This is a genomic window from Cyclobacterium qasimii M12-11B, from assembly GCF_000427295.1.
In the GTDB taxonomy this organism is placed as follows: Bacteria; Bacteroidota; Bacteroidia; order Cytophagales; family Cyclobacteriaceae; genus Cyclobacterium; species Cyclobacterium qasimii.
This window is the reverse complement of sequence record NZ_ATNM01000118.1, coordinates 14,246-36,193: the sequence shown is the minus strand read 5'-3', so window position 1 is coordinate 36,193 and position 21,948 is coordinate 14,246. Positions and strand designations below refer to the sequence as shown.

Sequence of the window (21,948 nt, the reverse complement as noted above, 5' to 3'; positions counted from 1 at the left end):
GAACAAAAATGGATAATTTATACACCACTAAAATTTACTACTAAATCAATGAAATCTATAGAAGAATTAGAGGAAATACTTAGCAAGCCTACAGCCGGTCTGGTTGAGGACATAAAAAAAATCAATGGAGACATCCTCATTTTAGGGGTAGCAGGTAAAATGGGGCCAAGCCTTGCCAAGCTTGCAAGCAGAGCATTTAAAGATGCTGGTATAAATAAAAAAGTAATAGGCGTCTCCAGGTTTTCTGATCCCAAGATGAAAACAGATCTTGAGAATCACGGTGTGATTTGTATTACTGCAGACTTATTGGATGATGAGGCGTTACAAGCTTTACCAGAAGCCGAAAATGTCATTTACATGGCAGGTAAAAAGTTTGGTACTACAGGACAGGAACATTCTACTTGGGCGATGAATGCCTACTTACCTGGAAGAGTTGCGACAAAGTATAAGAATTCTAAAATTGTGGTGTTCTCAAGTGGAAACATATACCCTTTCATGCATTATGCATCAGGAGGAGCTTTAGAATCAACCCCCCCGGAGCCAATTGGAGAATATGCACAATCATGCCTTGGAAGAGAACGTGTTTTTGAATATTTCAGTCATCAATACAACATTCCGATGTTGATGTATAGATTGAATTATGCCATAGACATGCGTTATGGTAATCTATTGGAAATATGTAAGATGGTAAATACCGAAAAGCCAATCAATTTGAGAAGTGGCCATATGAACGTTATCTGGCAAGGCGATGCAAATGAGATTGCTATTCGTTCTTTACTACATACTACAAGTCCTCCTAAAATACTGAATGTAACAGGACCTGAAACGATCAGTATCAAACAAGTGGCAGAAAAATTTGGCCAGTTGTTGAACAAGAAACCAGTGTTTATAAACGAACCTGAGCCAAATGTTTTGTTGAACAATGCCTCTCTTTGTCACCAGCTTTTTGGATACCCAACTGTATCTTTGCTTACCATGATAGAGATGACTGTTCAATGGGTACAGCAAGACGGAGAAACTTTGAATAAACCAACCCATTTCCAGGAAAGAGAAGGAAAATTTTAATTATAAAATAATGAGTGAATTAAATCCCGCTATCAAGCAATTATTACATGATGGGACTGTTATACCTGCCCATCCATTAGCTTTAAATGCAGAAAGAAAACTTGATGAGAAACACCAACGGGCGCTTTCTCGCTATTACATTGCCTCAGGAGCAGGTGGAATAGCTGTTGGAGTACACAGTACCCAATTTGAAATTAGAGAAGAGAAGTACGGACTTTTTGAGCCGGTACTAAGAATGGCCATGGAGGAGGTTAAGGCAGCTGCTATAGAAAGACCTTTTGCAATGGTAGCAGGAATAGTAGGCGGTACTGATCAGGCAGTAGCAGAAGCCTCTTTGGCAAAAGAATTGGGATACGACCTTGGTTTGTTGAGTGCTGGAGGATTAGGCGACTGGTCGGAAAAGGACTTGATAAAAAGGGCTGAAAAAGTGGCAGAGGTTATTCCAATTTTTGGTTTCTATCTTCAACCTTCCGCAGGAGGCCGTTTGTTAAGTTATGACTTTTGGAAGGATTTCGCTGATATCCCTAATGTTCAGGCGATAAAAATGGCACCCTTCAACAGGTACCAGTCTTTGGATGTGGTAAGAGCAGTATGTTCTTCTAGCAGACATGAGGAGATAGCCATGTATACTGGTAATGATGACAATATAGTAGCAGACCTACTTACACCTTTTACTTTTGTGGTAGATGGTAAGAAAGTAACCAAAAGAGTTGCTGGTGGATTACTTGGTCATTGGGCAGTATGGACAACCAAAGCTGTTGCCTTAATGGAAAAAATAAAAGAATGTAGAGACAATGACCTTTCAGGTATGGAAGAATTGCTTGAATTAGGTGTGCAAATTACAGATTCAAATGCTGTAATCTTCGATCCAAAGCACCAATTCAAAGGATGTATTCCTGGAATTCATGAAATATTAAGACGTCAGGGTTTACTTGAAGGTACTTGGTGCCTCAATCCTGGAGAAGTACTATCACCTGGTCAATCAGCAGAAATTGATCGCGTATATAAGGCTTATCCATGGTTGAATGACGATGAGTTTGTTAAGAATAACCTCAAGAAATTCCTGTCTTAATGATACACTAGGGTTCTAGAAAATATTCAAAGAAATTGTAAATGATTTCATTGGATGCTGAATTTGGAGAATGATCAGGGCGATTACTCATGCCCACTCTATCTCTTTTACCGTACAAGGCATTTGCCTTAATGCTGTAATTCAGCGGAACCCAACGATTCTCCCCGTCCTCGGCACCACCTGAGACCAAAAATGGGCGGGGAGCCATCAAGACATGAAGTTCATGCAGGTCTTTTCCTTCCTTTAAGAGTTGAGGGTACAATCCTCTGGCAGGATTTTCGTTAGTAGGAACACCTCTCTCTCTTCTAGGTCTTGGGTGATATCCCAGGTACCAAGGCTCCCAATAATTGATGCTTGGTCTCGTTTGTTCAAAAACGATTCCTGGATCTGACCAGGCTGCAGCAGCAAAATTCTCAAACAGGCATGAAGCAAACATTGCCCATTTCCCTCCGTAGCTGTGGCCCATAATCCCTATTTTTTCTTATTCACTTCTGGCATGTCGGCCAAAAGATACCAGGCATTTGCAGCAGCATAAGCAAGCAATGAAAGTGGTTGAACTGTTGCATGATCAATGTCTGGATAGTACAAGGAATAGGTACTGTTGTCAGACGTTTCTGTTGTCCCAATGGAGAGGGTGACAAATCCTCTTTTGACCAATTGTAATGCAAAATCTCTGTCTGGTTTTCCTTCTCCTATAGCTGTTTCAGGTTCGTAATACACAGTAACCACCGCAGGTAGGTTATTGGCCTCATGTGGCAGTAATAGATAGCCTTCGGTCATTTGACCAGGTATCCATTCAAAACGAATTCTTTTTTTGATATAATCCGCTTTATTGATGATTTCAAGGATCTCATAATTGGGGTTTACAATAAAGTCCGGCCATTCGCCCATTCGGGTATGCCATGATTTTAGAATTTCCGCTTTTCTTTTCTTCCATTCTTCTAAAGTGGTTACCTGGCTATTGTCTTCAAAAATAAATGGGTCCTTATAATCCCCTTTTACCCCTTTGTATTCAGCAGGTACCGTGAAATAAGGAGCCAGCTTATTCCAGTCGACCCTTTTTTTGAGAGGGTTTTGTATGGTGTCGCCATTTGCTTCTTTGTCAATGTTAATAATTTTCAAAGGAGATTGATATTCATTTTCCACTAAGATGGAATCATTAAAACCTTCGGCATGTATGGTTGAAATATTTAAACCAAGGAAGGCGAATAAGAGGAACGATAAAAATTTGACAAGCATTTCTCAGGATTATATATGTTTATTTAAAGGTAAGAATTTCAGTTCTTAAAGCCTTTTAAAAACGATGTTTTTACTGCCTTAAATAAGGCTCATATTAGTGAAAAGTGTTTTTTTTACCGCTGAAACAATATTTTATAAATGGGTTGACGATAAATGCAGAATTGACCTATATTGCGGTTTTTAATACAAATAAACTCAATTTATGTTTCGGTTCTGGCTTTTAATATTGATTTCTGCATTTTTCACTTCTTGTAACCTTGCCTCAAAAGATAAGATTCACGTGGTAGGTGCGGAAAATAGTGATCTAATACAATGGTTGGAAGGAGAAGGCTACACATTTGAGTTTCATTCGGAAACAATGTCTGCCATAGATAATATGGAGAAGGGAGCCACTTTAATGGTGCTTTCGACAGAATATCCTAAAAAAAGAGTAGCTGTACCCGAGGGCTTCTTTACTGCAGCTCAACAAAAGGACATCAAGTTTTATTTGGAGTATCCTGAAGATTTTGAAGGCCTGGAAAGCAACGGCGAAGTTTTGAAGACAAGGCTTGAAAGAGCTGTGGTGGTATCGGATGAATTTGGTGCCGAGTTGAGCCGTATGAAAATATTAGGCATTAATGATTGCCATGTTATACCGGCAGAAGTTAGTGACCCTTTGTTAGTGGTTGCTAAAGTAGCAGGTCTTGACAGTGCCGTATATGGTTTAGAGGGCGTGCCAGCCTATCCATTGTTGTTCAAAAAAGACCAGGGTTTTATTGCCCTTAGTAAATTATCAGATTTTGCTAAAGGTAGATTTGGACCTGAAGCCCACTGGAAAATTTTATGGTCTCATATAATTTCAGAACTTACAGGAGACAGTACCTTTAGCTATAATTCCTGGCCTCGATATGTTGAACCTGCCTTCAATGCCACGGAAACCTTGTCTCGTACTGATAAAATGAACAGTGTTAGAAACGGGGTGGATTGGTTTGAAAAAGGGAAATTCTACATCGCCGAAGAATGGAAGGACTATTGGCTAAAGTACCAGGGAAACGGTACCAATCCTATTGGTCCACCTGTTCCCGAAAAATATTCGTCAGGAGATGGATCTGAGGGTTTACTAGAGGGGCATTCCTCAAATATTTTTTATGATGGCACTCAGCAATATCGCTATTGGATCAGAGCAGATGTGCAAGGAGAAGCAGCTTATGCCTTGGCTGCTGCAGCCAATCTTTTGGAAGAGCCCTCCTATAATATTAAAGCAGAAAACTTAGTTAAGTTCTTGTATAGGGAAAATCTTACCAATGGACCTCGTAATGATCCTGATTCTGCTGCCTATGGACTAATAGGTTGGTCAAATACCCATCCTTTTGTTTATTATGGAGATGACAACGCCCGCGCAATTCTAGGAGTGCTAGGTGCAATGGCTCATATGCAAAAAGAAGACTGGAATGAAGAAATGACGGAAGCAATTTTGGCCAATTTCAGGACAACGGGAAAAAATGGTTTTAGGAGCAACAGGTTAAACAATACCAACCTGCACCAATTGGGATGGAAGCATTACTGGAATCAAGAGACCATTAATCCTGCACCGCATTTTGAATCCTGGATGTGGGCAAATTATTTGTGGTTGTATGATAAGACCGGATATGAACCTTTACTTACGAAAGCTAAAAAAGGGATTGAAATCACTATGGAGGGCTATCCTCAGGATTGGCTGTGGACAAATGGTATTCAGCAGGAGCGGGCAAGAATGATTCTGCCCTTGGCTTGGTTAGTCAAAGTAGAGGATACTCCTGAGCATAGAGAATGGTTGGACAGAATTGTAAGCAAGCTTTTGGAAAATCAAGTTGAAAGTGGGGCGATAAGAGAAGAATTAGGTGGAGCCGATAAAGGAAGATATGGCCGAACTTCCTCCAACCAAGAGTATGGCCTACATGAGGCACCTTTGATATTTGAAAACGGTGATCCTATCGCTGATATGTTGTATACGAGTAATTTCGCCTTTTTCAGCCTTAATGAAGCTGCTCATGCGACTAATAATCCGGAATATTTTGAAGCCTTGGAGAAATTATCTGATTTTATGACAAGGATACAAGTCAAAAGCGACACGATAAAAGACCTTGATGGCGCCTGGTTTAGGGCTTTCGACTATGAGCGTTGGGAGTATTGGGCTTCTAATGCTGATGCTGGCTGGGGCGCCTGGGGAACACTTACGGGATGGACACAAAGTTGGATAGTGGCCACTCAGGTTTTGGTTTTACAAGACCAAAGTTATTGGGAGCTAACAAAGAATTCTAAAATTGGGGATAGCTTCGATGAAAAATCAAGCCTGATGCTTGAAGAATACAAGTAGGGATTGGCCTGGATTCTTGTGATCGAGTGACTTTCAGGTAAAGGTCGGGAAAGTCTTTTTGTGAATTTTACTGGCAAGAGCTTTTATAAAAAAATATTCTGTATCTGTCTAACAACAGTATTAAAAATAATTTGCCAAATGAAGATTAAAACATAGGTTGCTATGCCTTAACCTTCATTTGGCTTGACTTTTCGCTACTATTAAGCTAAAGCTTTTTGATTTTTATATTTCGGAAGAAGACTTTGTCTCCGTGGTCTGTGATTAAAATATGGCCTTCTTTAAGCTCACCATAATTTTTATCATCCTTAAATTTGTTGGCAGTTTTTTTCTTTAGGTAGTCTTTGCTTCCTCTGGTATAACTCACTAATTTTTTACCATTCAACCAATGGCTAACCTTTTTTCCCTTGGCCACAATTTTACCCTTATTCCATTCGCCATGAGGGTTTAGTTGCTTGTTTTTAGGCGGGTAGAATAAGTAAGCTGCTCCTGTAGAGGTAGTTCCATTTGGGTCCTCCTTGACACCTTCGTAATTGTAATCGTCGATAATTTGGTATTCAGGACCATTAACCTTCATTTCCCCTGATTTCTCATTGTAAATGGTATCTACAAAATACTTAATTCCGCTATTGGCCTTTTCAGTCAGGTTAAATTCGAAAACCAGTTCAAAGTCACCGTACTTATCTTTAGTGATAATGTCTCCACCACCTTCGCCTTCCATAAAGAGCATCCCGTCTTCTACTTTCCATCCTTTTATGGGGGAGGAAGGAGTACTCTTTGAGCGCCACTTTTCTAAGGAGCCCCCGTCAAATAAGACCTCGTAACCCGCTGATTGAGCCAACAATTCAAGGCTAAGGGAGGTGCTTAGTAGCAGTGTTATTGCTACTGCGAATATCTTAAATGTGAATTTTTTCATAATGTTCAAGCGAGCTATGCTTTTTATTTTGCGGGTTGAATTGCTAATTTACTAGCCAGTCCATCAAATGCAGATAGGATTTGTTCCTCTAATCCAGTTTTCCATTTACTTGGCAGGCCATAAACCATTTGCGCGGTATGTCCCTCGTATCCTCCTTCTTCTAAGATGACTTCGGTCGGAATATAACTCATTACGTCATTCGTATAGGTCATGACAAAAATATCAGGACCATACTTTTCTTTGAGTTTATTGGCGTATCCAATTGTTACCTCGCCACCCATGGTGAAAATAGACTGGTTGCCAATCTTAATGATTTGCACTGGGAAAGGATAAGAAGATGGGAGGGTGTTCCCCGCTTCTATTTCCCCAAGCATTCGTTCTGCCCACCTTTTCATGTAGCCACTTTGCTCCTTGATTATTTTATTAAGTTCAGCCTTGCTAGGAGCATCTTCTAAGCCAAGGTCTATTTCTGTATAAGCAGATCCTAAATCCGCCTCTAAAGGCTTCATGTCTTCAGAGAGTACCCTTTCTACTGTGGCTGCCAAGACTGTTCCATATTGTTTTGCTAAAGGAAGTGTTCTTCTGGGAAGTGGGTTTTGATCTCCACCAGCTCCTTGAAAAAACATGGCCATCGCTCCAGGGTAATTTTTCTCGACTACTTCCTGGGCATAACCCGGATAATCTCCAGACCATTCGTAACCACTCAGTACGGTAGGATGACAAGCATAGCCAAATAGTACAGTGGTGATATGATCGTTTTCATCCATTACTTTTAAAACAGGAACAGCGTGATCCATAGGTCCATTCAAGTCTGTTGACAAATGAACTTCGCTCTCCTTATTGTTTCTTCTATTGACCTGAAATCTAGCCGTCCCATTGTTGGAATAAATCTTGGAGGGCTTCATATTGGAAAGTGCCTTGCCAATGCTTTTTACTATTTCTTCCTGAAGATTAGCGGTGTATTCTTCTACATCATTTCGTTGCTGCGGATTCATAGGGTAAATGTCAAATAGAGATTTTCCTAGTACAGGCGCGGAATGGGTATGGCTACTGTTTAAAACAATTTGAGATTTTTGAAGGCCAAACTCCTTGATTGCTGAATTACGTATTCCATCAGACAAGTTCTTAGGTAAGCCTAGTAGATCTGAAGTAACGATTACGGTTTTGTATCCTTTTGCATCTTCCAATGCCAACACCTTTACCCATAACTCTCCATATTTCCCTTCTGCAGTATGGTCTCTATGACCGTAACCAGCCATCCATAAGGAAGATTTCGGTGTAATGTTAATTTTATCTGTTCCGGTTTTCCAAGTAGTTGTTTTTTGAGAATAACCTTGAAAACTGATAGAAACAAATACAAACAGTAGGGCAGTAAATAAGATTTGTTGATGAGATAAAATGAAGCTTTTCATGAGCTGATGGATAATTTAGTGGTTTGCTTATTTTATTTTTAATGTCCAGTCAATGGCATTTTTCATGAATTGAATGAAATAGGGGTGGGTAAAGTCGGTAGGATACCCAAGAGAGGTATAGAAAACCCTTGATTTTCCATATTTCCTCGTATAAGCGATAGGGTTTGTTTTTCCATCTGAAGTACCGCTTAATATTACATTAGCCTTTTTGTCAAGCGTGTTTCCTATTAAATAGAGGTTGCCTTGACTTTCCCATTCTCCTTCAGGGATACCTTTCAATATTTTTTTACCTGTTTTCTGTTCCGCTACAACATGGGTAGGGGATCGGGCCGCTCCGTAACCTTTATTTTCATGTCCTAAAACCTCAGGAACAAAATCCTTCCAGTCCTCAAATCCTAAAGGAATATCACCTTCTCTGACTGAAAACGCATGATTGGCTGTTCTTATGCCAAGGACGGGCTTGCCTGCAGCAATATAATCTTTTATCAGTTGCATCTGATCGGTAGAAAGTGCCACCCTTCTTAAGAAAAACACCAACAGATCACTGTCCATGTTTTTCTCTAATTCCGGGAGTTTAAACTCATTTCTTTCACCTTCACCTAAAATCACTTTTGTCTCAAACCCACTTTCTTTTGTGAGTTTCATTGCAAAATAAGGGATGGTGAGATCCGCTTCATAATTGTCAGGATCCTTGCTGATAAGGAATGTTATTTTCTTGTTTTCGTTCTTTTAACCGTTTTTTTTCTGGATTACTTTTCCGTAAACCTTAAGTTGATAATCCTTGTAGGTAGTATATCTTCCTGTCAACCACAAAACAATTTCTCTGTTTTCATCTGCCAATACTATAGGCCTGAAATTGTCCTCTTTTGAATTAAAAGTTACAGGAGTAAATTCCCATGGGCTTTCTTCATCAAGTCTTTCTCCCCTGAATATTTCATATCTTCTTTCACCATCTACAAGTAGTGGGTCACCAGTTACTGGATGTACATCTCCGGAAAAGTAAAGGATGTTTTTGTCTTTTGGGTTTAAGCTTATTAAACCTGTATATTCATTTTCATCAGGATACAAGCGACTGCCTCCAAAGGCGATCTCATTTTCAACCCATTTGCCATCATCCCAAATAGCATAATGGTACCTATTGTCAAAACCACCTTTTGATACATTAAATCGCTCTCCTCTGGAAACTGGGTCTTTGGCTACAGTGAAAACAAAATAAGGTGTGCCATTCTCATCCAATTGGATGTCACTTGTCCAACCCACATCTTCTCGTGTTTCAAGGTCTCCATCAAATACTATTGTGAAATCAGAAGGTTTGAACTTGCTGTTTTCTGTTGTGCTTAATGGGCCTACTAAGGTTCCATCAGATTTATAGGCATTGCCATTTTCTATATACCCATGGTATATATTATTGTTCATGTGTCTTGGGTGTCCATCCGTGGTGATGAAATGTACACGATTTTTTCCGTCTGAAGCATACCTCAAATAGGATCTTCCAGGGAATTCAAAAAGCCTCCCTCCAAATGTCCAGCTATCACCATAGTCTTTAGAGACCATATAGTGTGGGTTGTTGCCATTTCCTCTAAAGAAATTATAGGTTAAATCAGCCTCCTCAAGGTAATAGGTGTTGGAATAACAAACCTTAGCATTGGCGATAAAGGAAGATTCATCCGTCCACTCACTAATGTCGAACGGGTTAACTGTTGTTCTATACCTAACGGAATCGTCATAGGTGTGTCCAGAATAAACGGTTAAAATTTTACCATCAGGTCTCAGCATGAGTGAACCTACGTTGTGATCATCGGCAGGTAAAGAGCCTTCGGTAATTATAGTGGTTTTTGAACTGTTATCATCCAAATTCCACTCACTAACTGTATTGTATCCTTTTGAAGTGACTCCAGTGAAAAACACTTTGTTGTCAATTAAAAGCGCCCTTTCGTCCTGAAACCAACACCAGCTACCATCTTCAGCTATTTTCACTGGTTGAAAAGGGTCAATATTTTTCCCCAATGAACTCTGAGAATAAGTATTAGTAAACTGGAACAGTAATAGAACTATTGTAAAAATGAAATTTTTTGAATGCGTGATCATGTTATAAATTGGATTGGGGAATAAATCTTACAATAACCCAATTTAAGACATGGAATTCATTCTTACATCATAAAAATTATAAAATTAAAAAATACGCTGATCATCGGTTGATTAACGTTACCAATTTATAATCTTAGTGGTGTATTTCTTCCCTTTCAGGTTCATAAACATCTACACTACCTTTCTCATTTATTTCGACCAAGGTCACATTTTTCAATTCATTTATTAAAAGAGGGTCATATTTAGCACTTACTCTAATGTAGTTTTCTGTAAAACCGAACATTTTACCATCTTCTACATCCCCTTCAAACAAAACAGTGTATGTTTTGCCAAGATTCTCTTCATAAAAAGCCCTTTTTTTCTTCTCAGAAAGTATTCTTAGCATTTTTGAGCGCTTGTTTCTGATTTTCATGGGAACTGCTTCGTCCATTTCTGCGGCCCTGGTATTGGCCCGTTCAGAATAAGTAAATACATGAAGATAAGAAATTGGAAGCTCTTTGAGGAATTCATAAGTTTCCAGAAACAATTCTTCCGTTTCACCTGGAAAACCGACGATTACATCGACCCCAATACAGCAGTGGGGCATTAGGCCTTTGATTTTGCTGACCCTATCTTCATAAAGCTCCCTTAAATACCTTCTCCCCATTTTTCTTAATATGGTATTGCTACCTGATTGAAGAGGGATATGGAAGTGGGGGACAAAATTTTGGGATTGGGCGACAAATGAGATGGCTTCATTGGTGAGCAAATTGGGCTCTATTGATGAAATTCGAAATCTATTGATCCCTTCAACCTGATCCAATGCCTGTATAAGGTCTATGAATTTTTCTTTTCTCTTGCCATTGTGAATGCCGAAGTCCCCAATATTAACACCAGTAATTACTATTTCTTTTACTTCAGTAGCTGCAATTTCATTGGCTGCCGCTATAATATTGTCAATGGTGTCACTTCTACTTTTTCCTCTTGCAAGAGGAATTGTACAAAATGCGCAGCCATAGTTGCAACCGTCTTGAACCTTTAGAAAGGTACGTGTTCGATCGTGAATACTATAAGCGTTGTTAAATACTTCCGCTTCAGCGATGGAAGAAGCGTAGACTTTGGCCTCCTGACCAACCGAAAAATCATCAAGTAATTCAATCAACCTGAATTTTTCTGCTGCACCTAAGACAGCATCTACTCCTGGAATAGTGGCAATCTCCTGAGGCTTGAGTTGTGCATAACACCCAATAATAGCTATAAAGCCGTTTGGAGATATCTTTTTGGCCTCCTTTACGATTTTCTTACATTTTTTGTCAGCATTTTCGGTAACTGAACAAGTATTGATAATGAAAATATCAGGTGTTTCCTCAAAGCCAACCTTTTTATAGCCCTTTTTTTCAAACATACGGCTGATGGTAGAGGTTTCTGCATAATTTAATTTGCAACCGAGGGTATAGAATGCTACTTTTTTCAAACTTTTCTTTTCTTTTATTCCAGTGCAAATTTAGTGAATATCCTTGAGTTTTCCATTTTTGCAATAAATTAGACGAATTCGAAAAAAAACATCCATTCTGATGGATATTTTGGGTGTGTTTGTTATCAATACTGTAAAAATTACCGAAATTGCTTCTAAAAGTCACCATAAATGAAAAAAATTCAATTATTTTTCTAATTTTGTAATTAGTTTTTAAACCATAAACTATTCAAATGGCAACATTAAGACAAAAAGCGTTAATGAAAGTGCAAAGCAGAGCTAAGGTAACTGCAGTAGCACCTTCTTTAAAAATTTCTGATTATTTCGGATCTCAGGTATTTGGCTTAAAAGAGATGCAGGAAACCTTAGCTAGTCCTGTTTTCAAAAAAGTCAAATCTGCGATTGAAAAAGGAACGAAAATAGATATGTCCACTGCTGATGAAATCGCAACAGCAGTAAAAGGATGGGCCATGTCAAAAGGTGCAACGCATTATACTCACTGGTTTCAACCCCTAACGGGATCAACTGCTGAGAAACATGACACCTTTTTCGATGCCATGACTGGAATGGAAAGATTTAAAGGGAGTACTTTGGTTCAACAAGAGCCTGATGCATCATCTTTCCCAAATGGTGGAATAAGAACGACTTTCGAGGCTCGTGGATATACCGCTTGGGATCCCAGCTCTCCGATTTTTATTTTCGATCAAGCACTTTGCATACCAACAATATTTGTTTCGTATACAGGTGAAGCACTTGATTTTAAAACACCACTTATCAGGTCTACTGAATCAATCAATGCAGCTGCTGTAGACATCTGTCAGTATTTTGACAGGAATGTCAAAAAAGTAAATCCTTCACTAGGTGTAGAACAAGAATATTTCGTAGTAGATAGAGCACTATATGCTACCCGTCCAGATCTAGTAATGGCTGGTAGAACTGTTTTTGGACATAATCCAGCAAGAGGTCAGCAATTAGATGATCATTATTTCGGGTCTATTCCTTCCAGAGTTAAGGAGTACATGAAAGACTTTGAAATTGAGGCATTGAAATTAGGTATTCCTGTTTCAACGCGTCACAATGAAGTTGCTCCAGGACAGTTTGAGGTTGCTCCATTATTTGAGGACATCAATAAAGCCACTGACCACAACCTTCTTTTGATGGAAGTAATGGAAAAAGTGGCCGAAAAGCACAACTTTAAAGTTCTCTTCCATGAGAAACCATTTGCAGGCCTTAACGGTAGCGGAAAGCACAACAACTGGTCATTAATAACTGATACAGGAGTTAATCTTTTTCAGCCTAGTAACTCTGCAAGAGAAAACCTTCAGTTCTTATGCTTCTTGGTAGCTACTATCAAAGCGGTATATGTGAATGCTGACCTACTTAGGGCTAGTATTGCTTCTGCTGGTAATGATTTCAGATTAGGTGCAAATGAAGCCCCTCCTGCTATTATCTCTATCTTCTTGGGAAGTACGCTTACTGAGATTCTTGATGAATTGGAGAAAAATGGCAATTTAAAAATAGAAAAAGGAGACAATATGTACATGAAATTGGGAATTTCTAAAATTCCTGAGATCATTCTTGACAACACTGATAGAAACAGAACTTCTCCTTTCGCCTTTACTGGTAATAAATTTGAGTTCAGAGCTGTTGGATCCACTGCAAACCCTGCAGGTCCAATGACAGCACTTAATGTGATCGTTGCTGATGTCCTTAAAGACATGAAACGAGATATCGATAAGGAAATTGGCGCTGGTAAAGAAAAGAAACTTGCCATAGTTAACGTACTTAGAAAATATATCAAGGAAAGTAAAAAAGTTCGTTTCGAAGGTGATGGCTATTCCGAAGAATGGGCACAAGAAGCTGAGAAAAGAGGTCTTTCTAACTTAAAAAGTACTGCTGATGCCTTAGATGTTCTTATTTCTAAGTCTGTAACAGATCTTTACAAAAAGCATGGTGTGCTTAATGAAAGAGAATTACATGCAAGACATGAAATCAGGTTGGAGAACTATATAATGAAAGTTCAAATCGAATCCCGTGTAATGGGTGATTTGGCCTTGAACCACATTATCCCTACAGCCATCCTTTATCAAAACAAGCTTATTGCAAATGCAAATGGTTTGAAAGGATTAGGTTTAGATCATTCAGCAGCCCTTGATACAATTGAGGAAATCTCTAAACACCTTGAGTCACTCAAATCAAATGTTGGCGAAATGGTTGAAGCTAGGAAGCGAGTAAATAAAGAAGAAGATATTTCTAAAAAAGCCAAGCTTTATAGCGTTGATGTAAAAGACACCTACTTTGATGTAATCAGGTATGCAGTAGACAAACTTGAATTGCTAGTGGACGATGAGTCTTGGCCATTAGTGAAATACAGAGAGATGCTCTTTTTGAAATAAAAGAAAATAGATTTATTGAAAAGCCCGATTGTATCGGGCTTTTTTTTTGGTTCTTTTTGATAGGATTGTTGAAGAATATCTTTCTATTGCAAATCCAAACTAACTTTTTAAAGTCTTAGGATAATCGTGCTAGAATAGTGGGCATTGTTTCTATTTCACCAACCCATAAAGGGCGTAATGTCATAGCTAGGGATGAAACCCGTGGCCTAGTGAAAGCACTTAAAACTATTGCTGAATTGGGATTAATATTGGTACAAGGGGATATACCATGAAATGTATTTGTCTTCAAGTTTAGGAAGACACTCATTATTTTGAGCAATTTTAAATTTCCTTTGAATGGTCATCGCTAATTCTGCAAAATCTATCCCAATATCTTTTGGATCATTTTCACAGATGAAATAAAGGTCCCTTATATCACCCTGAATGTCTACATAAACCCTGGCCTGGATTTTTATGTTTCTAAAAAGGATTTGGGTATCCTCATCAAAATAGCTTGAAATATGCCCAAAGCTTAATTCACTACTAAGATTTGTTGTGGAACAGTCAAGGCTCATGCCTTCCGTGTCTATTCTAGTAAAGTCTTTTGAATGGGGTTTGACAACGTAGGCATTATTGGTCTTTAAGATTTGGTAATTACTATTCATCTGCCCATTAACAAATAATGGGAATACCATGAAACAAAGGGTCAGAAATAAAAATGAAAACCTATTCATAGATTATACGCTTTAACTTTCAAATTTCGTAAATAAATCAATCAAGAAACAAAAGCAATTTACAAATGGTGGGAAGGGTTTTTGAATGGTAAAAAACCCAATACCTGAAATATGTAAATGAAATCAGTTCAAGTTTAACTCTATTGGTTTCCTGTCCATGCAAATTTTGCTTTTATCATTGCAGCGGTAGGGTGAAAACTCAAAAATCCATTTTACGCGTATGCCTCCTTGCTCACATGGGGGAAGAGAAGGGCTATAAGTTACAATTAACAGGTAAGTTTAAAATTCTATTAGAGCCTTGATGACTTGGCTTTCAGGATGGGTAAGTTCTGGGAATTTCTCTTTTGTTTCTGAAAAATCAAATTTATTCGTGGTATAAGAATTGGTAGGGAAAGATTTATTTTCTAATGTGGATATGACATATAGAAAGTCATCCTTGGTAGCATTTCTACTGCATAGTAAGGTCAATTCTTTGGCATGAATGGAAGGGTGGTGAAAAGACAATTGGTCTTTGTATAGCCCAACCAATACGTATTTCCCCCCATGTCCTACATAATAGGGGCCTGCCTCCATCGCTGATTTGTTGCCAGTGGCATCAAATACGGCATCAAAGCTGTTTTTATATTTCTCTTTTAGCCTTGAATCAGCCTCAACTTCTTTTGCATTGATTTTATGGCTGGCTTTAAACTCGTTCTTGGCCAGGTTTAACCTCCAGGGGTTGATGTCCAGGGCAGTTACTTCTGCACCTGCAAGCTTAGCAAAAACCATGATCGCCAATCCAATCGGTCCGCAACCCATGACCAAAACCTGATCTCCTTTTTGGATACCGGCTCTTCTGACTGAATGGGCGGCTACAGAAAGTGGCTCTACGATGGCCATTTCATCCCAACTTAGCTGAGGTGTTGGAATAAGAATAGACTCAGGTAGGGCCATGTATTCCTGCATGGCACCATCTGTATGGACACCCAATACTTTAAGTTTTTCACAGCAGTTGGTTTTTCCTGCTTTACAAGCACTGCATTGACCGCAATGAAGGTAAGGAATGACTACAACGGGTTCCCCTTCCCCAAATAAAGAACCATTGGGTTGGGCTACTTGAGCGGCTATTTCATGTCCAAGAATTCTCGGATAAGTAAAAAATGCCTGGTTTCCTGCAAAGGCATGCAAATCGGTGCCACAAACACCCAGTTTTTTAATGTTAACCAATACCTCACCTTCTATGGCTTGTGGAATTTCAGTTTCCTTGTTAGAGAACAGACCCGGGCGTTCACAGCTGATAACTTTCATATAGACAGAGAATCAATTTTTAGGTATGCAAAAAGTAAAAAAGAAGGAATTAACCAAAAATTTGATTGAGATGATAACTATATGTATTTGATATCTAATTATTTTCAAACAATTAATTAAGTAGTTTCTATTAGTACTTACGGAATCAATATAGCGATTTCCGCCATTGTTTTACTTCAAATGTTTGCGAGTAAGCCCAACTAAATCCATTTTATGAGGAAAAAAAGTATAGATAGCCGGTCTTATATTGCTAAATATTCCAATGAGTATTTTTTTCGCTTAGTTAATTTCTCTTACTTTAATCTGAAAACATTTTTATACCAAATACCAGTATGGATACAAGCAAAAGGATACCCTTTGAAGTTTTAGAAACTACTTTCATCAAAGTGTTAACCAGACATGGGTTTGAGCAGAATAAGGCTGAAATCTGTTCCAAATTATTTGCCAAGGCAAGTTTGGATGGGGTGGCCTCCCATGGATTAAATCGTTTTCCTGCCTTTTTGGAGCAGATTTCAAGAGGAAGAGTGTTACCGGATAAAGATCCGGTAAAGGAGTTTTCGCTACCAATAATGGAACGTTGGAATGGGCAGTTGGGGGCTGGGATGTACAATGCCTCTTTGGCCATGGACAGGGCTATAGCCATGGCCACAACCAATGGAATGGGTTGCGTAGCTTTGAGCAATACCAATCACTGGATGCGTGCAGGCAACTATGGATGGCAAGCAGCTGAAGCTGGTTGTATTGGGATTTGTTTTACCAATACTACACCCAATATGCCAGCCTGGGGCGGAAAAGAGCCTAAATTAGGCAACAACCCTTTGGTGATTGCCTTGCCTTATTTAGACAAAGCTGTAGTTCTGGATACTGCAATGACCCAATACTCTTACGGGAAAATGGCGATTTACAGAAAAGAAAACAGAGAATTGCCCTTCGATGCAGGTTTTGATTCAGAAGGAAAGCTCACAAAAGATCCATTTGAGGTGATTGCAGAACAGTTGGCTCTGCCTATTGGCTTATGGAAAGGAGCAGGGCTGTCAATGATGCTGGACCTGATGGCATCGGGTTTATCTGATGGTCAATCTACCCATGAAATTGGTCGGCAGAAAGAGGAGTATGGGGTCTCCCAGTTTTTCTTATGCTTACATCCTGAAGTTTTGGGTATCCCAAAGGAGAAGCTTGACGAGAGAATTGGAAACGTTTTAGCAGATTTGAAAACTTCCAAGGTTTTTGAGGGCATGGAAATAAGCTATCCTGGAGAACAATCCTTTGTTAGGAGGGAAGAAAATCTTCGACTTGGTGTTCCTGTGGATACTGAAATCTGGGAAAAGGTTGTCAAAATGATTGAATAACCCTTAAAATTTCTACGCAATGCCCTCAAGTCCAAATTAAAAGATGCCTGATTTGTAGCACACTAAACCAACCGTATTCCCCAAATCAATCAATGCTACTTACGAAATGGTAAGTTCCGGACCCTAATTTTACTGTTTGTTTGCCATTGTAAAAGTGCCCCAATTGAATGTCTTTATGCTGATCCAAACGTTTATTATCCAAGGTTACGTCGAGTTCATTTTTAGCTGGAATGAAAATAGTTGCCTGGGTATTCACGGGAATGCTGACATCCATAATAAGTTTTCCATTCTCCTTTTTCCAGGAACTGGTGATTTTCCCATGAATAGATTCGTGACTTGCAGCAACATAATTGATCGCTTTCTTGGGTATTTCTGGAGCGATGATAAAAGTCTTGTACCCCGCTTCATCTGATCTAATACCTGCCATATTGTGAAACATCCATTCGAATACTGACCCAAAGGCGTAATGACTAAAGGAGTTCATGCCATTGTTTAGACTGGCCATTTTTTCAGGGTCATCCTTTACATAACTGTCCCATCTTTCCCATATAGTAGTGGCACCATTTTTTATCTCAAAGCCCCATGAAGGGTATTCTTCATTAAGTAGGAGTTGGTAGGCCAGGTCACTGTGACCTGTAGCAGACAATGCCGGTAAAAGTTGCTTAGCCCCAAGGAATCCCGTAGCCAATTTGCCATCATTTTCAAGAATTAACTCTGCCAAATGCTCACCTGCTATCTTTTTTTGCTCCTCATTTAGAAAATCAAGAGCAATGGCATTGGCATAAGCTGTTTGTGTATTGCCTGAAAACCCCATTTGTCCATCCACATATCCTTTTCCGTCCCCATAGGCGGAAGCATTGGTGGTAAGTCTTCCGGTCGCTTTGTCCATATAATGGTCAGCAAAAGCCGACTTAATTTTTTTCGACAGATTTTGGTAGTGTATGGCTCTTTCTGATTTCCCTATTGCCGTCGCCATTTCTGACATCAACTGGGCAACATAGCCATAGTACATGGTGGCGAGCATGTCAGGAGGAGTCTTTTTACCAATTGAAAGCCAGTCTCCATAGCCTCCTTTAGGGCTGAGATCTGCAAATGATCCCTCTGGGTAAAAGAAAGCACCTTTGCTTTTTTTGTCATGGAAAGCCATGAATCTTTCCATGTTTTCCCAGCCTTTTTTAATGATACGTGTATCACCATAAGCGCGAAACTGTTCATAAGGATTGATAACTCCTGCTTCCATCCATCCCGGGGCATAGGTATCGGAACTTCTTACCCCCGGAGCGGGCGCATAATCCGGGTAGGCACCATAATCCCATTGCGCATCATTTAAATCCTGGATCCATTTTGTGAAGAAGGCAGAGACGTCCATGTTAATGGCTGCTGTACCTGCGTAGGTTTGCGCATCACCAGTCCATCCCATTCTTTCGTCCCTTTGAGGGCAATCGGTTGGGATGTCTACAAAATTTGCTCTTTGGGTCCAGACAATGTTTTTGTACAATTGATTGACCATGGGGTGATCTGTTTCAAAATGGCCTACCCTCGGGGTATTTGATCCCAAAACCAAGCCTGTGATATTCTCTTTTGTGGGTTTCCCTGGAAACCCGGTAACTTCTACATATTGGAAACCATGGTAGGTAAAAGAGGGAGTCCATTCTTCTCCATTAGGATCTCCTTTGAGAATGTAAGTGTCCGTAGCCCTTGCCATGCGTAGGTTCTCATCCATAAGTCTACCATCAGGGTGTAACATCTCTCCAAACCTTAAAACAACCTTATCGCCAGCCTTTCCTTTACTTTTAACTTGACCAAACCGGCAAAATTTTGCCCCATATTAAAAATGAACTTACCATTCTCCCGCTCATGGATTTCGATAGGTTTTATAACTTCTGTGACTTGTACAGGCTGTGCTGGGTAAAGCTCCAAATTACGCTTGCCAGCATTAATGATTTCAGCATTGTCCCAGTTATTGTCATTGAAATTGGTTTTGCTCCAGTCCTCAGGGACCTTTCTTGCATCAAAAGTTTCCCCGTGAAGGATATCTGATTCAACAAGTCCTCCTGAAGTGGCTTTCCATTCCTCATTGCTGGAAAAAGTGGCTGTTTCACCATTGGAATAAGTAACCTCCAATTGTGCTCTTAAAGCAGGGGTGTCTCCATAAAATGCCCTAACTATCGGATTGCCTATCAATAAAGCATAACCAATATAGCCACTGTACCAGCCTGGCGAAAGGATGGCCTGTAACACATGTTCTCCTTGGTCCAATCGATCTGTGACATCATATACATTGTAATAGACCCTTTTATTATAATCTGTCCAGCCAGGAGCAAGAAAGTCCTGACCCACTTTTTTGCCATTGATAAGGTATTCGTACAAACCCAGGGAAGTGATGTACAATCGGGCTTTGGAAACTTTATTGGTTAGGTTTATTTTATTCCTGAGAATAGGGGAAGGGGGGAGCAATAATTCTTTGTTCTTGTAAGGTATAGGTAAGGTGTTTGATGAAAAATCTTTACCTATCCATTTACTTTTCCAATCGCTTGACATTAAGAGCCCCATTTCCCAGGTTGAAGCTTCGCTCCATTCTCCTGGTTGGTCTTTTTTATCCCAACTTTGAACTTTCCAGTAGCATTTTTGTCGGGAAGTAAGCGCTTTCCCCTTGTAAATCACTTGGGTGGTTTGATCTCCCGAAATTTTGTTCGAGTCCCATAAATCTGCCTTTCCTGGCTCCAAAAGCTCCATTTTACTTGCTACCAAAATGCGATAAGCCGTTTGGTGTTGATCCCTTTCTTCAGAAGCTAAAATCCAACTCAAGCGTGGTTCTCTTTCATCAATAAACGGATTTTCAAGGTATTCACACCTTAAATATTCTGGTGTCAAGTCCGATATTGCCATTGCTTTACTGGAAAGCATAAGTGAAAACAATACCAAAAAAGTTGAGATTTTCATGGGTTTACTTTTGGTTTGGAATCTAAAGTAAGTGAATTCTAAATTTAAAGGCGTCCTGCACTGTGCTGTATAACAATTGATCTTTAAGGTGTCCTGTACTGAACGGAAGTAGGTTGCGAAAGAAACCCTACTTACGTTCAGGGATCGCTTCTAACCTATAGATGTTATTGGAATCTATAAAGTCAATTGCGATACTTAATGGGCGAAAAATAAACCTCTTTTTAGTCCTATGTCCAGCTGTTCTAAGCATGATCTCTTTGAGTGTTTTCAATACCCTAATGGTGTGATTACCCTTATTGATCATGATACATTCTGCCAAGGAAGCCTGTCCTGCATCTGTGATCTCTGATCGGGTGGGCATGCCTGACTTTTGAAGGGTTTCCAGTACTTGAGTTGCCCAGACTACAGGTACATGAGCCGCTTCACAAATCCATGAAATTTGATCTTGAATTTCCCCCATTCGACCAAATCCAATCTCAACGGCAAGGTCTCCCCGTGCAATCATGATTCCGAATGGTGGGTTTTTCATCGCTTCAAGTAAAAGCGAAGGCAGGTTTCTAACTGACTCAGGTGTTTCTATTTTTAGAATGATCGGAAGAGGTTTTTTAGGCGCTAATTTTTTTAGCTCATTGGTTAATTTGGTGACATCTCCCGGTGTTTTTACAAATGAATAGCCCACTAAATCCGCATTTTTGCATATAAAGGGTAGACAGGTTTTATCATAATCAGTAAGGGACGGAATATTCATAGGGGTATCAGGAAAATTGATCCCTTTCTCTGATTTAATCTTCCCTTTTTTTGATGCCACACGAACCAATTCAACTGCCGCTTTTCCATGTTCCACCTTGGTCACGACACCGCTGATTTCACCATCATCAATAAAAACCCTTTGTTTCTCTTCTAGAAAAGAAATTATTCCTGCTTCATTGGGACTAATCACTATGTCTTCAGCTGAAAACCCTTCACTTGTTTCAGCTAACCAAATGGTATCACCTTCATTTACCTTAACCTTCCCTTCTTCTTTTCCTTTGGCTAAAAGGCAAGTTCTGATTTTTGGTCCGGCTAAGTCAAAGTAAATTTTACAGGACAACCCCGTTTTCTTCTCAGCTGATTTGACTTGTTTGATCATCGCCTTCCAAACCTTTTCATTGTCATGTGCACAATTGATGCGTGCTACTTGCATGCCATTAAGTAGAAGTCTTTCCACCAGTTCAGCGTTATCGGCAAAATCTGAAGCAAATGTGACCATAACAGAGGGCATTTTCTCTTGTGTTGGCTTGCCAAACAGGAGTTTGCTGTTGTTTTCTAGTTTCTTCCGGCTGAATTTATAAGTGCATGGGTTGAGCGCAGCTTCTGAATAGACATGACCTAAACGTTCTCTTATTGTTTGTATCTGTCTATGAAGATGATTTTCAGAATTGGAAAGTGCAGAAAAACCATAGTAGTGAAGACGTTCCTGCAAGGTTTTTCTATCCTTACTCCTAAAATAAAGGTACTGGATTAAATTTGTAGCCGATACAATCTGAGATTCAGGAAGAGTGTCTAAATAAACATCAAACTCATGGGTAGTTTGAAGCAAAGCCTCTTCCAATTGCCCCATTTCCTTGGCAAGTTGATTTATGGTAGTTTTCATTGGGTTTAAATATTATAAACTGTTAACTAAATACCCAATTAAAAAGTATA

Annotated in this window: 17 protein-coding genes; 5 read left to right on the top strand and 12 right to left on the bottom strand. The window is 39.4% G+C overall.

What is annotated here, in order from left to right; translation table 11 throughout:
- Positions 1 to 48: 48 nt before the first annotated feature.
- Together ADICYQ_RS14395 and ADICYQ_RS14390 are read left to right on the top strand one after the other, a co-directional pair.
- Entirely contained in the window at positions 49 to 1,065 is a 1,017-nt protein-coding gene (locus ADICYQ_RS14395) for an NAD-dependent epimerase/dehydratase family protein (RefSeq protein ID WP_020892816.1), read from the top strand.
- Positions 1,066 to 1,075: 10 nt separating this feature from the next.
- Positions 1,076 to 2,137, top strand: coding sequence for a dihydrodipicolinate synthase family protein (locus ADICYQ_RS14390; RefSeq protein ID WP_020892815.1), 1,062 nt, complete (start codon positions 1,076 to 1,078; stop codon positions 2,135 to 2,137).
- A 7-nt stretch (positions 2,138 to 2,144) separates the two neighbouring features.
- On the opposite strand, the gene ADICYQ_RS26820 is transcribed toward ADICYQ_RS14390, so the two are convergent.
- Both ADICYQ_RS26820 and ADICYQ_RS26815 read right to left on the bottom strand, forming a co-directional pair.
- Positions 2,145 to 2,603, bottom strand: a complete 459-nt coding sequence (locus ADICYQ_RS26820) for a hypothetical protein (RefSeq protein ID WP_020892814.1) — start codon at positions 2,601 to 2,603, stop codon at positions 2,145 to 2,147.
- A 5-nt stretch (positions 2,604 to 2,608) separates the two neighbouring features.
- Entirely contained in the window at positions 2,609 to 3,376 is a 768-nt protein-coding gene (locus ADICYQ_RS26815) for a hypothetical protein (RefSeq protein WP_081652363.1), read from the bottom strand.
- Between the two features lie 202 nt (positions 3,377 to 3,578).
- Here ADICYQ_RS26815 and ADICYQ_RS14380 point away from each other — a divergent pair, with 202 nt between their 5' ends.
- The gene (locus tag ADICYQ_RS14380; RefSeq protein WP_020892812.1) at positions 3,579 to 5,711 is read left to right on the top strand and encodes a hypothetical protein; all 2,133 of its coding nucleotides are present in this window, start codon (positions 3,579 to 3,581) and stop codon (positions 5,709 to 5,711) included.
- A gap of 205 nt (positions 5,712 to 5,916) precedes the next feature.
- On the opposite strand, the gene ADICYQ_RS14375 is transcribed toward ADICYQ_RS14380, so the two are convergent.
- The 5 genes from ADICYQ_RS14375 to mtaB form a co-directional block, all read right to left on the bottom strand.
- On the bottom strand, positions 5,917 to 6,624 hold the full coding sequence (locus ADICYQ_RS14375) for a 3-keto-disaccharide hydrolase (protein ID WP_040416407.1): 708 nt from the start codon (positions 6,622 to 6,624) through the stop codon (positions 5,917 to 5,919).
- Positions 6,625 to 6,647: 23 nt separating this feature from the next.
- Positions 6,648 to 8,036 carry a neutral/alkaline non-lysosomal ceramidase N-terminal domain-containing protein gene (locus ADICYQ_RS14370; protein ID WP_020892810.1) on the bottom strand — a complete coding sequence of 463 codons (1,389 nt, stop codon included), beginning with the start codon at positions 8,034 to 8,036 and terminating at the stop codon, positions 6,648 to 6,650.
- Positions 8,037 to 8,063: 27 nt separating this feature from the next.
- The gene (locus ADICYQ_RS14365; protein ID WP_020892809.1) at positions 8,064 to 8,681 is read right to left on the bottom strand and encodes a ThuA domain-containing protein; all 618 of its coding nucleotides are present in this window, start codon (positions 8,679 to 8,681) and stop codon (positions 8,064 to 8,066) included.
- Positions 8,682 to 8,765: 84 nt separating this feature from the next.
- A complete protein-coding gene (locus ADICYQ_RS14360) occupies positions 8,766 to 10,013 on the bottom strand; it encodes a BNR-4 repeat-containing protein (protein WP_020892808.1) in 1,248 nt (415 codons plus the stop codon).
- A 244-nt stretch (positions 10,014 to 10,257) separates the two neighbouring features.
- Entirely contained in the window at positions 10,258 to 11,577 is a 1,320-nt protein-coding gene (gene mtaB / locus ADICYQ_RS14355; RefSeq protein WP_020892807.1) for a tRNA (N(6)-L-threonylcarbamoyladenosine(37)-C(2))-methylthiotransferase MtaB, read from the bottom strand.
- 233 nt (positions 11,578 to 11,810) lie between these two features.
- Between mtaB and ADICYQ_RS14350 the strand changes: the two genes are divergently transcribed.
- A complete protein-coding gene (locus ADICYQ_RS14350) occupies positions 11,811 to 13,973 on the top strand; it encodes a glutamine synthetase III family protein (RefSeq protein WP_174779580.1) in 2,163 nt (720 codons plus the stop codon).
- A 242-nt stretch (positions 13,974 to 14,215) separates the two neighbouring features.
- On the opposite strand, the gene ADICYQ_RS14345 is transcribed toward ADICYQ_RS14350, so the two are convergent.
- The gene (locus tag ADICYQ_RS14345) at positions 14,216 to 14,647 is read right to left on the bottom strand and encodes a hypothetical protein (RefSeq protein WP_146947433.1); all 432 of its coding nucleotides are present in this window, start codon (positions 14,645 to 14,647) and stop codon (positions 14,216 to 14,218) included.
- 318 nt (positions 14,648 to 14,965) lie between these two features.
- Positions 14,966 to 15,973, bottom strand: coding sequence for a zinc-binding alcohol dehydrogenase family protein (locus ADICYQ_RS14340; protein WP_020892802.1), 1,008 nt, complete (start codon positions 15,971 to 15,973; stop codon positions 14,966 to 14,968).
- 332 nt (positions 15,974 to 16,305) lie between these two features.
- On the opposite strand from ADICYQ_RS14340, the gene yiaK reads away from it, so the two are divergent.
- Positions 16,306 to 17,322, top strand: coding sequence for a 3-dehydro-L-gulonate 2-dehydrogenase (gene yiaK, locus ADICYQ_RS14335; RefSeq protein ID WP_020892801.1), 1,017 nt, complete (start codon positions 16,306 to 16,308; stop codon positions 17,320 to 17,322).
- An 85-nt stretch (positions 17,323 to 17,407) separates the two neighbouring features.
- Here yiaK and ADICYQ_RS28740 read toward each other — a convergent pair whose 3' ends face one another.
- The 3 genes from ADICYQ_RS28740 to ADICYQ_RS14325 all read right to left on the bottom strand — a co-directional run bounded on the left by ADICYQ_RS28740 (position 17,408) and on the right by ADICYQ_RS14325 (position 21,898).
- A complete protein-coding gene (locus ADICYQ_RS28740) occupies positions 17,408 to 19,069 on the bottom strand; it encodes a family 78 glycoside hydrolase catalytic domain (protein WP_020892800.1) in 1,662 nt (553 codons plus the stop codon).
- Positions 19,070 to 19,080: 11 nt separating this feature from the next.
- Positions 19,081 to 20,265 carry an alpha-L-rhamnosidase N-terminal domain-containing protein gene (locus ADICYQ_RS28735; RefSeq protein ID WP_020892799.1) on the bottom strand — a complete coding sequence of 395 codons (1,185 nt, stop codon included), beginning with the start codon at positions 20,263 to 20,265 and terminating at the stop codon, positions 19,081 to 19,083.
- Positions 20,266 to 20,392: 127 nt separating this feature from the next.
- A complete protein-coding gene (locus tag ADICYQ_RS14325; protein WP_020892798.1) occupies positions 20,393 to 21,898 on the bottom strand; it encodes a pyruvate kinase in 1,506 nt (501 codons plus the stop codon).
- Positions 21,899 to 21,948 lie beyond the last annotated feature (50 nt).